General features: G+C 36.0%; 12 protein-coding genes. 1 reads left to right on the top strand and 11 read right to left on the bottom strand.

The genetic code is table 11. From position 1 onward, the window contains the following. The first annotated feature begins 156 nt into the window (after positions 1-156). Complete coding sequence (locus D4A81_RS02605; RefSeq protein ID WP_111525752.1) at positions 157-3,096, top strand: transglycosylase domain-containing protein; 2,940 nt, start codon at positions 157-159, stop codon at positions 3,094-3,096. Between the two features lie 33 nt (positions 3,097-3,129). Here the strand turns inward: D4A81_RS02605 and D4A81_RS02600 are convergent, their stop codons facing one another. The 11 genes from D4A81_RS02600 to D4A81_RS02550 all read right to left on the bottom strand — a co-directional run bounded on the left by D4A81_RS02600 (position 3,130) and on the right by D4A81_RS02550 (position 14,577). Further along, positions 3,130-4,473, bottom strand: a complete 1,344-nt coding sequence (locus tag D4A81_RS02600; protein WP_111525753.1) for an MATE family efflux transporter — start codon at positions 4,471-4,473, stop codon at positions 3,130-3,132. Positions 4,474-4,494: 21 nt separating this feature from the next. Beyond that, complete coding sequence (locus D4A81_RS02595) at positions 4,495-5,772, bottom strand: O-antigen polymerase (RefSeq protein WP_111525754.1); 1,278 nt, start codon at positions 5,770-5,772, stop codon at positions 4,495-4,497. Then, a complete protein-coding gene (ptsP, locus tag D4A81_RS02590; protein WP_111525755.1) occupies positions 5,766-7,490 on the bottom strand; it encodes a phosphoenolpyruvate--protein phosphotransferase in 1,725 nt (574 codons plus the stop codon). Before ptsP ends, D4A81_RS02595 begins: the two co-directional genes overlap by 7 nt. A gap of 13 nt (positions 7,491-7,503) precedes the next feature. Further along, positions 7,504-7,773 carry an HPr family phosphocarrier protein gene (locus D4A81_RS02585; RefSeq protein ID WP_111525756.1) on the bottom strand — a complete coding sequence of 90 codons (270 nt, stop codon included), beginning with the start codon at positions 7,771-7,773 and terminating at the stop codon, positions 7,504-7,506. Positions 7,774-7,786: 13 nt separating this feature from the next. Then, on the bottom strand, positions 7,787-9,118 hold the full coding sequence (locus D4A81_RS02580) for a CdaR family protein (protein WP_111525757.1): 1,332 nt from the start codon (positions 9,116-9,118) through the stop codon (positions 7,787-7,789). After that, on the bottom strand, positions 9,102-9,974 hold the full coding sequence (gene cdaA, locus D4A81_RS02575) for a diadenylate cyclase CdaA (RefSeq protein ID WP_111525758.1): 873 nt from the start codon (positions 9,972-9,974) through the stop codon (positions 9,102-9,104). Before cdaA ends, D4A81_RS02580 begins: the two co-directional genes overlap by 17 nt. Next, a complete protein-coding gene (locus D4A81_RS02570; RefSeq protein WP_111525759.1) occupies positions 9,971-10,933 on the bottom strand; it encodes an ABC transporter permease in 963 nt (320 codons plus the stop codon). The genes cdaA and D4A81_RS02570 overlap by 4 nt, the downstream gene beginning before the upstream one ends. Position 10,934: 1 nt before the next feature. Next, positions 10,935-11,336: a hypothetical protein gene (locus tag D4A81_RS02565; protein ID WP_111525780.1), complete on the bottom strand. Its 402-nt coding sequence runs from the start codon at positions 11,334-11,336 to the stop codon at positions 10,935-10,937. Between the two features lie 134 nt (positions 11,337-11,470). Next, complete coding sequence (gene rfbH, locus D4A81_RS02560; protein ID WP_111525760.1) at positions 11,471-12,805, bottom strand: lipopolysaccharide biosynthesis protein RfbH; 1,335 nt, start codon at positions 12,803-12,805, stop codon at positions 11,471-11,473. Positions 12,806-12,854: 49 nt separating this feature from the next. Further along, positions 12,855-13,496: a D-sedoheptulose-7-phosphate isomerase gene (locus D4A81_RS02555; RefSeq protein WP_111525761.1), complete on the bottom strand. Its 642-nt coding sequence runs from the start codon at positions 13,494-13,496 to the stop codon at positions 12,855-12,857. Between the two features lie 10 nt (positions 13,497-13,506). Continuing rightward, the gene (locus D4A81_RS02550; RefSeq protein WP_111525762.1) at positions 13,507-14,577 is read right to left on the bottom strand and encodes a GHMP family kinase ATP-binding protein; all 1,071 of its coding nucleotides are present in this window, start codon (positions 14,575-14,577) and stop codon (positions 13,507-13,509) included. Between the last annotated feature and the right edge of the window lie 91 nt (positions 14,578-14,668).

The following is a 14,668-nucleotide window of genomic DNA, read 5'->3' as shown; positions in this document are numbered from 1 at the left end:
AGGGTATCCACATACCGGGTACCTTTTTTCTCTTATTAATAAAAATTTATAAAAAATAAGGATTGATTATTAAAGCTGATAGTCTATATTATATTAATGATGTATAATCAATTTTGAGGGCTTAAGCTCTTAAGTTTATTTTGAAAAGGAAAAATCATGAATAAAGAGAATGAAAATAGAATTCCTGAAAAGAGTGCTAAATCCTCCGGTTCAAAGAAAAAGAAATATATTAATAAAGCCATTTTCAAGGCTGTAAAGACATTTTTTCTTTCACTCTTTGTTATAGCAATCCTTGGAACTGCTATGGGTATTGGCATGATAAAGGGTATTATTGACAATGCTCCTGATGTGGATGTAGACAGTATTATTCCACTTGGATATGCCACAACTGTTTACAACGCTTCCGGCCAGGTTACCGATACTCTGGTAATGGCAGGCTCAAATCGTGAAGAAGCTACTTATGATGAATTACCCCAGGTACTTATTGATGCATTTGTAGCAATAGAGGATTCAAGATTTTGGAAGCATAATGGTATAGATACCAGAGCGATACTTAGGGCTGTTACCGGCGTAGTAACAGGAAACAGCTCATCAGGTGGTGGTTCTACAATTACACAGCAGCTTATAAAAAATAATGTATTTAACGGTGGTAGAGAAAGAAGTTTCGGTGAAAAAGTAGAAAGAAAGATACAGGAGATGTATCTGGCAGTAAAACTTGAAAAACAAATGGATAAAAAGCTTATCCTTACTAATTATTTGAATACTATCAATCTTGGAAGTAATTCACTAGGTGTAAAGGTAGCTGCAAGAAGATATTTTGGTAAAGATGTTTCAGACCTTACCCTATCTGAAGCTACTGTAATAGCAGGTATAACAAAGGGACCTACCAAATATAATCCTATTACCGGACAAGAAGCCAATGCTGAAAGAAGAAAAATAATCCTTCAGTATATGTATGAACAAGGTTATATAACAAAAGCTCAACAGGAAGAGGCTCTTGCAGATGATGTGTATTCAAGAATTCAAAATGTAAATACACTCACAAAAGAAAAAAACAGTCCATACAGTTATTTTACAGATGCTTTAATCTCACAGGTTACTTCCACCTTTATAAATGAGCTTGGCTATACAGAAACACAGGCCCATAATCTATTATATAGTGGTGGACTGTCCATATATACCACTCAAGATCCATCCTTGCAACAAATAGTTGACAGTGAGGTAAACAACCCTGAAAACTATCCTGATACAAAGTATTCTCTAGAGTATCGACTCACAGTAACCGATAGTGAAAAGAACACACATAATTACTCTGAGAAAGATATAAACAAATACCATACTGAAGTACTAAGAGACGGATTCAACGGACTGTATCAAAGTGAAGAGGCTGCAAGAGCTGATGCTGAAAGCTATAAAGCTAGTGTCGTAAAGGACGGTGACACTATAGTTGGTGAAAGCGTAAAAACTATTTTAGAGCCTCAGGTGTCCTTTGTACTTATGGATCAAAAAACAGGGGCTGTAAAGGCAATAAGTGGTGGTAGAGGTGAGAAAACATCTTCTCTTTCACTAAATAGAGCCACCGATACCACAAGACAGCCCGGTTCCACATTTAAGGTAATATCAGCCTTTGCACCTGCACTTGATACAAGTGGAGATACCTTAGCAACAACATATTATGATGCTGAGTATTCGATAGGAGACAAGACTTTCCAAAACTGGTATGAAAAACAAGGTTATTTGGGATGGTCAAGTATTCGTGATGGTATTATATACTCTATGAATATAGTTGCACTTAAAACTCTTATGGAGACTGTAACACCGAGAGTTGGAGTACAATATGCTACTGACTTTGGTATAACCACACTTACAGATCAAGATTACAATGCTTCGCTTGCACTTGGAGGTCTAACAAAGGGAGTTACAAACCTCGAACTTACAGGTGCCTTTGCTACAATTGCAAATCAGGGTGTATATACAAAGCCGGTTTTCTTCACAAAGATAGTAGACCACAATGGTAAAACACTACTTGACAATACCTCTTTGCAAAATCATAGAGTTATAAAGGATTCTACAGCATTCCTTCTTACAGATGCTATGGCGGCATCTACAGAGAATAATAGAAAGTTTGCAAGTAGTGGTATAAGTGTAAACTCTACATCTACCCGAGCACATCTTGACAATATGAGTGTTGCCGGAAAGTCAGGTACTACCTCAAAAAGTATAGATGTCTGGTTTGTAGGATTTACACCATATTATACTGCCGGTGTCTGGGCAGGCTGTGATGAAAATCAACCACTGACTGATAATGGAGGCACAAGTTTCCACAAGGATATTTGGCGAAAGATAATGACCAAAGTTTCCGAAGGTTCCGAAGATATAGGTTTCCCTGTTCCTGATTCTGTAGAAGCTGCAGTAGTATGTAGAAAATCCGGAAAGCTTCCTATCGCCGGAGTATGTGACCATGATCCTCGTGGTGATGCTACATATACCGAGTACTTTGCAAAGGGAACGGTACCTACAGAAGTCTGTGATCACCATACCACAGTTACCGTTTGTAGAGACAGCGGACTATTACCTACACCAAACTGTCCTACGACAACAAAGGTTGCACTTATAGTCCCAAGTGGGCAATCCGATACTGATGATTCACAATATGCCGCTCCAAGTGCTACCTGTACAATACATGGTGGAGGTACATTTAATTCTGACGCTCCTACATTAGATGAAAATAATGATGCCGGTGTTGGATTAGCACCTAAGTCAAACACTAACCATCCGGTTGTCTTCCCTAATCAAAACAATAATGTTTCTGTAGGGGTAGCACCTGGAGATAGTGTCGGCGTTCCACCAACTAAACCCAATCAAAAAAACGGTAAAACTAAGAAGCAAACTTCAGAGACATCACAAGCTGAAACCACTGCTCCTGCTATCAAAACATCCCCACCTACATCAGCTGATGAAGACTCGGATATTTTACACGGACCCGGAGTAAATATGCCAAAGAATAATTCATCTCCGGCAGGTCCTGGAACATCAATATCCACTGAGGGTCCTGATGGTCCGGTTGCGCCTATACTTGTAGGACCTGGGGAATAAAAATAAGGATATCGCATTTGCGATATCCCCTTTTTATTTTTCTATCCTTTTAAAGAAATTAAATATCAATGGTATTACTATTACAAATGATATTACATCAGCTAGGGGCTGTGCCAACTGTATTCCATAAATACCAAGAAATTTAGGTAAAATCATAACTATTGGAACAAATGTAATACCACTTCTCAAAAAAGATGCTATGGATGCGTACAGATTCTCTCCTGCCCCCTGAAACATCATACTCGCCGCCAAAGTAATAGGTGATATAAATAAAACTGCACATTGTGCTCTCAAAGCAAAAGTTCCAATTCTTATAACATCTGCATCATCTCTAAATTGTCCTATTATATGACCTGAAAATAATAATGAAAGTATACTAAGTACTCCTATTATAAACATACTGATACTACAGCAAAATACAAACGCCCTCTTTACCCTCTTAAATTTTTTTGCACCATAGTTAAAAGCTGAAACCGGCTGAAATCCTTGTGATATACCAAGGGCTATGGCAAAAATAAAATTTGTAACTCTACTTACTATACTCATTGCAGCAATAGCTGCATCACCATATGGCATTGACATATAGTTTAATACCATTGTTGACACACTCATCATGCCCTGTCTAATGAGGCTTGGCACACCGGTTTCCAGTATATTTATAATATCCTTAATGTCCTTTGAAACTGCAGAAATTCTAAGTTTAGATACAGTTCTATCTCCTCCAAACATAAACAATAAGACAAAAAAACTGATAATCTGAGAAATTGCGGTTGATATGCCTGCACCCAAAGTTCCAAAATTAAATACAAATATAAAAATAGGATCCCCTATAATATTGAGTACTCCTCCCAGAGTAAGTCCCACCATTGCAAGAGCAGCCCTGCCCTCATATCTGAGCACATTATTCAGTACACAACTTCCGGTCATAAAAGGTGCTGATAACAGTATGCATATTGCGTAGTCTCTGGCATATGGCATTATAGTATCTGTACTACCCATTATTCTAAGAAAAGGTTCCATAAATATAATACCAAAAATCATTATAACAACACCTAAAAATAATGACATGAAAAACCCGGTCGAAGCGAATTTTATCGCTTCATTAGGCTGCTTATTGCCAAGTTTTCTTGATATGTTAGAGCCGCTTCCATGTCCACACATAAATCCTACCGCCTGGTTTATAGTCATTAGAGAGAAAACTATACCTATAGCTGCAGAAGCACTGGTTCCAAGCTTTCCTACAAAAAAGGTATCTGCCATATTGTAGATATTTGTAACCAGCATACTTATAATGGTGGGAATACTCAACTTTAAAATAAGCTTCTCAATCGAAGTCTCAGTCATCTCCTTATATTGTTTATCTAAAGTAGCTCTCATATTCTAAAATTCTCCATAAAACTACTTATTCCTCTGTTCACAAATAATAAATATTATTAAAGTCACTATAAAATAAAACCATGTTGTGGGATTCGAAAACCATGTTGTAAAGAATGAAAGGGCCAGGTATACAAACCCCTGTGCATAGATCATATAAAAGGCTGCATGCCTTGTGCTCCTTATCCATCTTTCAAATAAATAGCTGACACCACCCAAAATTGCCGAAAAAACTCCAACACCTACTATTCCAAAATCATAAAATGCATCATAGAATAATGTAACTGTTGTAAGCTCCGTCTTATTTACAAAAATAGGAAAATCCACTATCTTCGGATAAACAAACTTAAGTCCTGTAAGTGCCCAAACCGGAAATAATCCCTTTATTCCTAAGCTATGTTTTGGCAATTCCTTAATCAGTATATCCAGATTATCATAATTGTTTGCAATATAAATATATGGTTGACTTACAAAAATTGGAAAGCTGTATTTCATCTCAAATATACTGTTCAAATACTCAACATCATGGCTTCTTGCCACTGACAATAGCAAATATACCGGCACTATTACTACAATTACTATTATAAAATATATAGGTTTTATCCTCTCCCTCTTTAAAATCAGCAATGTCACAAATGCCATAAGTACAGCAAACATAAACTGAAACCTTGATACACAGAGTATTGGTATCAGCATAGCAATAATATTTGCAACACATAAAAATACCAATTTTATAATATTTATTTTTTCCTCCTCATTTAGATATATCATACTGAGCGAAGGTACTAAAATACAACTTACTGTAAAATAATGTACTCCTGAAATGTGAAAATATGAATATGCATGAGGCACACCCTTCTCAAATAATGGAATAAAACCAAGTACAATAGCCTCAATATTAAATGCTATAACAGATACCATAGCAAGTATTATTATACAAGCATACAATCTGTTCTCATTACTTTTTTCAAGAATTCTTTCTCTTTTATCATAAGGATTACCCTTATATCTTTTTAAAGTCTCAAATACTATATAAAAACTTCCAAAAGCCAAAAAAAGAGCAATCCAAGTAATATTACTCCAGGGTTTTGCAAGATATGACAACTTCATCGCAGCCAAACCCTCACCTCCCACAAATGCCAGTGAGAATATTCCACGAAGGTTCACAAGTGACTTTGAGTATCTGTATTCCTTGATATACAGATATATTGCCACTACAATTAGCACAAACCCGGACAGGGCATATTGCTCTATCCGGGAAAATAAATACGCTAATAGACTACAAACCAGATATATTAACATCCAATCTCCTCTATTATTTTCTTTAAATAATCTTTTATCTCACTCTCTGTTGCCATCTCAAGCACCTTATCGACCTTAGATAAAAGTGCCTTGCTGTCACATAGAGATATTATCTGTCTTGACTTTAATATGCTTGATGCAGACATAGAAAATTCATCTAATCCCCAAGCAAGAAGTACAGGAATAAGTAAAGGATCTGCAGCGGCCTCACCACACATACCAACCATAATTCCGGCTTTCTTACCCTCTGTAATTATCCTATTAATACTTCTAAGTACTGCCGGTGAAAATGGTGAGTAAAGACCGGCAATCTTTACATTGCCTCTATCCACAGACATAGTATACTGTATCAAATCATTTGTACCTATACTAAAGAAATCCACCTCTTTTGCAAAAATATCAGCAAGCAATGATGCAGCAGCAGTCTCCACCATTATACCTACTTCTATATCCTTATTGTATGCAATTCCATTTAAATCAAACTCCGATTTTATATCATTTATCAAAGCCTTAGCTTCCTTTATCTCATCCATAGAAGTTATAAGTGGCAACATGATTTTTATATTTCCAAAAGCACTTGCACGAAGCAATGCACGCAACTGAGGTATATAGATATCATTCTTTCTATCAAGGCAAAGTCTTATAGCACGATAACCTAAGAAAGGATTCTCATCCTGCTCTATTCCCATATAGGGAATCTCTTTATCACCACCTATATCTAATGTTCTGATAATTACAGGCTTACCTTCCATGGCTATAGCTACTTCTTTATAGCTTTCAAACTGCTCATCCTCACTAGGCATTCCATCTCTATCCATAAAGAGGAACTCTGTTCTAAACAGACCTATACCTTCTCCACCGCTTAAAATAACCTTCTTGGCATCCTCTGGACTACCAATATTTCCGGCTATCTCCACCTTCTTGCCATCTTTAGAAATACTTGGTAACTCCTTGTATCTCTTTAAAAGTTCCTTCTTGGCATCATACTCTTTCTTTTTATTATCATAATCAGATTTTTCATCTTCGGTAGGCATTATGATAACCTCTCCATTTTCACCATCTAAAAGTATTTCTGTGCCTTCAGTTATATCTTGTGGTAAATCAAAAAGGCCTACTACAGCCGGTATCTCAAGTGCTCTAGCCAGTATTGCAGAGTGTGATGTCTTTCCTCCAAGTTCTGTAACAATGCCAAGCACATTCTCCGGATTAAGGCCGGCAGTCATAGAAGGTGTAAGATCTTTAGCCACCAAAATACTACCATACGGAAGTTTTGAGAGATCGGTATTTTCCATTCCCAAAATCTTCTTTATAAGTCTGGTTTTAATATCCAACATATCAGTAGCCCTTTGCTGCATCAATTCATCATCCATTGAAGCAAATACCGCTGCATACTGATTGCATACTTCCTCAATCATGTACTCTGCACAAATGCTCTCAGATTTTATACGATTTACTATCTCATCCACAAGCATCGGATCTGACATAAGCATAATATGTCCAAATAGAATCTCTGCTTCCTTTGCTGAGGCATTTTTTTCTAGAGCCTGTGACATCTCTTCTGTCTCCGCCTTAGTCAGTTCCAAAACTTCCATAAAGTTTGACACTTCAGCTTCAATATCTGAAACAGTTTTCCTTATAACTTCTACACTCTGTTCCTTGACTACTCTTGCAACACCGATACCAATACCATCGGCTGCTCCCACACCATAAATCTTCATGATAAACCTCTACTTACTTTACTTCACCAAAACCTGAATTTATCAAATTCTTTAAAGCATCCATAGCCTCATTCTCATCTTTCCCCTCACATGTGATTGTGATCGTATCCCCACATTTAACACATGTAGCAAGTACACTAAGTACACTTTTTGCATTTGCAGTACTGTCTCCAAATATAATCTTTATTTTGGAATCAAACTTCAATGCTTCCTTACATAAGCTACCTGCAGGTCGTAGATGTAATCCACTTGGATTTATAACCTTTAAATCTTCTGAAACCATTCAAAAACCTCCCTTAGTTTTCTGTAGCTGAGCTACTTTGTGTAGTAGTTTGTTCTACTATAGTACTTTGCTCTGTAGCAGTAGTTGTTTCTGCTACATTTGTTTCACTCCTATCATTTGTGTGATTTCCTATTATTACTTCAAAAGGAGTATATGAATCTACACTTAATCCTGTCGGCAATTCAAATGTAAGGCTTCCCACATTACTGCCTAGGTTCATGCCACTGACATCCAGTGTAGCTTTCAAATCCGAGCCGGTCACAGACTCAAGATTTGCAGTCAAACCTGAAACAACCACAGTTATCCTCTCAGGTACAATACTTGTAGCAACACCCGACCTGGCTCCATCTATATCCAAATCACTTACTGTCAAATTAAAAGACTTCTTATCAAGCGCCTCTACCTTCAATGTAACCGTAATATTTGTATCTCCTATTGCAGTCACATCTTCCGGAAGAAAATCCTTGACATCTACATTTACAATAATATCACTTGTAGCTCCCTCAACATTAAGTGCATTTGCAGGTATAGTGATAGCATTCAATCCCTCCAAGACCTCCGGTTGCCCTCTAACCTGTATAGACTTTGTGCTACTTTCAGCTCCGGTAAATCTGTATCCATCTGCAACATTTCCCCCAACATCAAAATTGACTGACAAGGCCCTACCATTGAGCATAACCAAACTGTATCCCACTGTATCAAAACTTTTACTTACTCTGTCATCTGATATGATAAATGAATTTCCATTAGCATCAAAATACTTCAGCTCAGCCTTACCTACTACATTACTGTCAAATCCGCTAACATCTATCTCCACTCCTACCTGACTTATCTGTCCTATTACCGAAACCGGACCTGTAAGTGTCACATTCTGCTTATCAAGTTTGACCTCTCCAACAGAATATCCGTCTGAAGGAGTACCTTTAAGCTTTGTAGTCAGTGTAAACTCTTTTCTTTGCAAGTCCTCAATACCAACTCTTACAATACCGGGCTTTGTTGTCACCGCTCCAACTATAAGATTCTTATTGTTCACCACTTCCACTGAGATAGGTACAGCACCGGTTATATCATACATATTTCCAAGGTCTATAGATGCCTTAAAATCTGATGACGATATTCTTCCTTCATCTCTTGTCCTTACCTCATAGCTGACAGTTACTGTATTAGCCCCCATCAATGAGTATGTCTTGCCTGCATCTGTAATAATATTTGCATTTACCACACTCAAAGCAACATTCTGAGTCCTTGTAACTATAGGATTTGAGATATTTATTACCACGATCCATACAAAAAACGCTATAGCCAAAGAGCTAATTTTCAAAACAAGATTATTTGTCTTTATCATTACCTCTTCCTTTCAACAACTTTGATAGTAAAGAGCTGCTCTTCTCTTCCGGCTTATCTTCAAGTAGAATAGAAAGTTCTTTTCGTAATTCTTCACTATCATTTACTTTTATAAGGTTACCTCCAATCGCTACTGAAACCCTTCCTGTCTCCTCAGACACTACAATTGTAATAGAATCTGACACCTCACTGATACCAATAGCTGCTCTATGTCTAGTTCCCAAATCCTTGCTGATTCTCATATTCTCAGAAAGAGGCAAGTAACATGTTGCAGACACAATAGTATTTCCCCTTATAAGTACAGCACCATCATGTAATGGTGTATTATGCTCAAATATATTGATAAGAAGCTGACTGGATACTATACCGTTTATCAAAATACCGGTACTTTCTATATTCGACAGATTTTCATTTCTCTCTATCACCATTAAAGCTCCAGTCCTAGGCTTTGACATAGTGAAGGCAGCATTTATAAGCTCTTCTATGGTACTTCTGTTTATGCTGTCATCACTTATTTTGTTATCAAAGGCAAATATCTTCATTATATTCTTATTTCCAAGCTGCTCAAGGGCCTTTCTTAGCTCCGGAGCAAATATTATAACAAGTGCAGTTACTGCAATGGTTGCAATCCTACCAAGTATCCATAGTATAACATCAAAATGTAATATATATGATATTATTGTAAAGGCCAAAATAAGAATCAACCCCTTCAGTAGAGTCCATGCTCTGGTCTTTGTAATCCATGTCATTATCTCATATACGATATATGCTATAATCAGGATTTCTATTACATTCAGTATATCTATACGTGGAAAATATGAAAGACCATCACGCAGCATCTTCGTGATTATATTCATTCACTACCCCCATTATTCTTGTTCTTCTTTTTTCCCTTTGTGCTGAACGACTGTACTTTTTTATCTGCAGCTGAAACTGTAATCTTTGGCACAGCCTTAACAAAATAATAATAATCATCATCCTCAAACTGTGCATATTCAGACCTTGTATAATCCACTGAAAAAACGAAGAAATTATACACATACGCAATGATCACAGATATCGCAAGTCCAATTATAAAGTCAAAAAGAGGAGTAGATATATCAAAAATAAAATCTCCTGCAAATATGCTTACTAAAATAGTAATAGTACCTGCTGCAATGGCTATTTGCCAAGCATAATCCATATTTTGCTTATGTACCATATATACTATAAAAGTCGTCAAAGCAAATGCAATCAGAAATAAAATCATAGTTTTATTTGAAAAAACACCATTTATAGCCTGTGAATATCTCTGGGCAATATCTACAGATTGAGTATTTGTCAATACTCCTATATTCTGCTTTGCAAAAGTACATGTAAAATATATAAGTATTCCTGCCATAATAGGTATTATACTTACTGTACTTCCCATAAGTCCGACTACCAGTGGAATAACATATGGTATCTTTATAGAAAAAAGTATGGGAACAATAAGCAAAAGCACACTGTCCTTCTTTCCAAAACTGTAATACATGAAAAATGTCAGTATAAATATAATGCCTACAAGCAATGCCAACTCAAATGAAGCCGCAAACAAATGCACCATCAAAAAAACTGCCACTATAACAACTCCTGCCATATATGGCAAGAAAGCACCTACTATAGCCAAAACAATAGGTATATGTATTATAGACAGCTTAGTTTGATAACCCAAATTAAGATTTATAAGCATCATAGCTGTAAACAATATTATATATTTTATTCCCTTATCTATTATCGAGTAGTATTTTGCATAGAAACTCTTCAAGCTGTTTCTAAACACATATAGCTGTAGCATTCTAACCTCCGTTATTTTGCGATTTGCTGTCAAATTTCTTTTCAAAATAATTCAATCTATCGTTGTACACCTTTAAATTCCTCTGTGCCTCGTCATATTTTTTCGAAAAAAATCTATATGTAATTAATTCAAATGCAATGAGTCCAAGTATATATATAACAATATAAACAATTGAAAATAATCCTATCGGATTTACACTTGACATCAGATCTTCCAAATTATAAAGAATTGCCAAAATAACTATAAGAATAAAGCAAAAGGTATAAACAAAAAAAGACCTAAGCATTTGTTTACCAACATAGTCTTCTTTGAAATAATTATCAATTTCAAACATTTGCTCGCCCTTTCTCTTTTTCAATAATGCTAATTCAGTCATCTGCTTTATCTTTTCTTCATTTAGCATATATTCACCCATCAAAAACTTTCTGCAACTTTTTTATCATTATATCATATCTATGGTTGCATAGCAAATATAGGCAAAACCATAGTTTTTACAACAAAAGAGGCTGTGTACAATGTACCTCAGCCCCAGTATTTTTACTCCCTTACTCCCTCTATTATATTCTTAGCTATATAGTCAAGCTTATCATCTGACATTCCAGGATATACTCCCACCCAGAATGTATCATTCATGATTCGATCAGTATTTTTAAGTTCACCTACTACTCTATATCCTTCATTAGTCGCTCTCATCTGATCAAAGCAAGGATGCTTAATCAAATTACCGGCAAACAGCATTCTGGTTTGAATACCGTTTGACTCTAACTTATTAACAAGTTTTGCTCTGTCAACTCCCTCCTTACATGTAATGAGAAAGCCAAACCAGCTTGGATCTGCATTATTTGCAGGAACAGGTAATATAATCTTATCCTCCACAATTCTTAATGCATCATAGAGTCTCTTATAGTTTTCTCTTCTCTTTTTTACAAACTCCGGGAACTTTTTTAATTGTGCCAACCCTACTGCTGCCTGAAGATCCGTAGGCTTAAGATTATACCCAAAGTGTGAATATACATACTTGTGATCATATCCAAATGGAAGTTCTCCATACTGACGATCAAATCTATGTCCACACATATTATCCTGTCCTGAGTGACATACACAGTCTCTTCCCCAATCCCTCATAGACTTTATTATCCTATTCAAAAGAGGATTAGATGTATATACTGCACCACCTTCACCCATAGTCATATGATGTGGTGGATAGAAGCTTGAGGTACCTATATCTCCGATAGTACCGGTAAACTTCTTTTCGCCATCTATGACATACATACTTCCAAGTGCATCACAATTGTCCTCAATAAGCCATAAATTATGCTTTTTACAAAAAGCCAAAACTGCTTCCAGGTCAAATGGATTTCCTAGAGTATGCGCCACCATAACAGCCTTTGTCTTTGGTGATAAAGCCTCCTCAAGTTTAGTTACATCAATATTGTACTGTGGTATTGTTACATCTACAAATACAGGTACTGCACCATATTGAATCATAGGTGTTACTGTTGTAGGGAATCCACATGCCACAGTGATGACCTCATCTCCTCTCTTTACCTGCCTTTCTCCCAGCAGTGGAGAAGTTAAAGTCATAAATGCAAGCAAATTCGCACTTGATCCCGAGTTTACAAGTGATACATACTTCACACCAAATTGTTTTGCAAATTTATCTTCAAACTCATAAAAATATCTTCCGGCAGTCAGCCAAAAATCCAATGAAGCATCTACAAGGTTAACCATTTCTTCAGAATCATAAACCCTTGAAGCATACGTTATCCTGTCGCCTTCTTTAAATTCCTTTTTTATATTATGAAACTTGTCATGGTAGCCCTTTACCAACTCCAAGATCTCTTTGCGAGCTTCTTCTTGTGTTTTAAACATCTCTCCTCCAAGCTAATATTTATCATTGTTTTTTACAAATATACACTTCCTAGAAAAATCTCTCTTCTAGCATAAGACATAGCGAATGATATATAGGTAAATGAAACTCCTGAATTTTAAATGTCTCTTTTTCAGGAACTATTATTATTTCATCACAAAACTCTCTCATTTTACCACCATCTCTACCTGAAAGTCCAATGGTTATCAGACCTTTTGCTTTAGCCGTCACTAAAGCATATAATATATTTTCAGAATTTCCGGAAGTTGAAATTCCAAGGAATACATCTCCCTCTTTACCAAAGCCATTTACTTGTTGTGCAAATGAAAGCAATGGATTACAATCATTTAAATATGCCGTCGAAAGTCCTACATGACCTGTGACCGAAATAGCAGGTAATGCCCCTTGCAAACTTTCTGCTAAGACATCCCCCATATTTTTGTCGATATTCTTTAGCTTCTCTTGTAAGTCTTCCTTTAGACTTCTAGGTTTAATAAATCCCTTCATCAGCTCACCAACTATATGCTCTGAATCTGCTGCACTTCCACCATTTCCAGCTATTAATAGTTTACCACCATTTAAATAGGATTTTTCTAAAATCTTATAGGACATCCAAATATTATTCTTCACTATATTGAGTTTGGGATATCTACTAATCAAGTCATCTAATATTTTTATAATATTTTCTTCCATAAAACCTCAATCATACATCAAATCTGAATTCTCCCTCCGGTAGCCTAATGTCAATACTTTGATAATCCCATCTATCAGTATCAACAATCCAACTTTGTACTCCCCGAAGTTCGAAGTTCCAATCTAAAATTTGTCCACCCATATCTTCAAGTCCCGCAGCTACTTTATGCCTAGCATTAAAAGGACAATATATGAGTAAAAATCCTCCACCACCGGCACCAAGTAGTTTTCCACCTATAGCACCATCTTGCTTTGCTCTATTATATAGTGCATCTATAGCCGGATTTGAAATTTTATTACTCATTCTTTTTTTACTGTTCCAACTATAATCCAACAATTTTCCAAATGCATTCAAATTTCCTTTTAATAATTCATCCTTCATAGCATATGCTAAAGCCTTTACTTCACACATAGCCATAAATGAATCCTGATTTTCATAATTTTTTACTTGGTCATCAATAATATTGGCAGAAACATGTACACCTCCAGTATAACACATAATAAGATTGTACTCTAATTCATGTATTATCTCTTTGTGTATTCTAAGAGGATTTACCACTACATTATTTCTGCCATGAAACTCCATAAAATTAAAACCACCAAATGTAGTTGCATACTGATCTTGATATCCTCCTGATATTCCAAGATCTATTCTCTCCACTCCAAATGCCAAATCAGCCATTCGATAAGTATCTAAATCTATTCTCTTCCACTTTGCCATAGCACTAAGCAGTGCAACAGTTACAGTCGAACTGGTACCTAATCCAGAACCAGGAGGTGCATCACAATGCAAGTAAACTTCACAGCCTTCTTTTATATCCATAGCCTTTAGTGCTGCTTTTACCAAATCCAACTTACCATCATATACAAAATTTTCTTTTGTATTATATTTTACCGTCATATCAAAATCCAAAGAATGTACTATTATCTCTTCATCATTTCTTGGTAAGATAGAACAATATGCATATTTATTTATAGTACTTCCTATAATGACTCCACCTTGATTTTCACAAAATGGAGCTACATCAGTACCACCACCACCAAAACTTACACGCAATGGTGCCTTTGAACGAATAATCATTTAATATCTCCTAATTATGTATATGCACCATACTAACATAAACTAACTCACTGTGCAAACTTTGATTATATACATAAAAAGCAGGGTGCAA

This window comes from Lachnoanaerobaculum umeaense, from assembly GCF_003589745.1.
Taxonomy (GTDB): Bacteria; Bacillota; Clostridia; order Lachnospirales; family Lachnospiraceae; genus Lachnoanaerobaculum; species Lachnoanaerobaculum umeaense.
This window is presented reverse-complemented; position numbering and strand designations above follow the sequence as displayed.

Bases quoted from the DNA above. Each gene is read 5' to 3' on its own strand.
- D4A81_RS02605 (WP_111525752.1), top strand. From the start codon at position 157: ATGAATAAAGAGAATGAAAATAGAATTCCTGAAAAGAGTGCTAAATCC.
- D4A81_RS02600 (WP_111525753.1), bottom strand. From the start codon at position 4,473: ATGAGAGCTACTTTAGATAAACAATATAAGGAGATGACTGAGACTTCG.
- D4A81_RS02595 (WP_111525754.1), bottom strand. From the start codon at position 5,772: ATGTTAATATATCTGGTTTGTAGTCTATTAGCGTATTTATTTTCCCGG.
- ptsP (WP_111525755.1), bottom strand. From the start codon at position 7,490: ATGAAGATTTATGGTGTGGGAGCAGCCGATGGTATTGGTATCGGTGTT.
- D4A81_RS02585 (WP_111525756.1), bottom strand. From the start codon at position 7,773: ATGGTTTCAGAAGATTTAAAGGTTATAAATCCAAGTGGATTACATCTA.
- D4A81_RS02580 (WP_111525757.1), bottom strand. From the start codon at position 9,118: ATGATAAAGACAAATAATCTTGTTTTGAAAATTAGCTCTTTGGCTATA.
- cdaA (WP_111525758.1), bottom strand. From the start codon at position 9,974: ATGAATATAATCACGAAGATGCTGCGTGATGGTCTTTCATATTTTCCA.
- D4A81_RS02570 (WP_111525759.1), bottom strand. From the start codon at position 10,933: ATGCTACAGCTATATGTGTTTAGAAACAGCTTGAAGAGTTTCTATGCA.
- D4A81_RS02565 (WP_111525780.1), bottom strand. From the start codon at position 11,336: ATGCTAAATGAAGAAAAGATAAAGCAGATGACTGAATTAGCATTATTG.
- rfbH (WP_111525760.1), bottom strand. From the start codon at position 12,805: ATGTTTAAAACACAAGAAGAAGCTCGCAAAGAGATCTTGGAGTTGGTA.
- D4A81_RS02555 (WP_111525761.1), bottom strand. From the start codon at position 13,496: ATGGAAGAAAATATTATAAAAATATTAGATGACTTGATTAGTAGATAT.
- D4A81_RS02550 (WP_111525762.1), bottom strand. From the start codon at position 14,577: ATGATTATTCGTTCAAAGGCACCATTGCGTGTAAGTTTTGGTGGTGGT.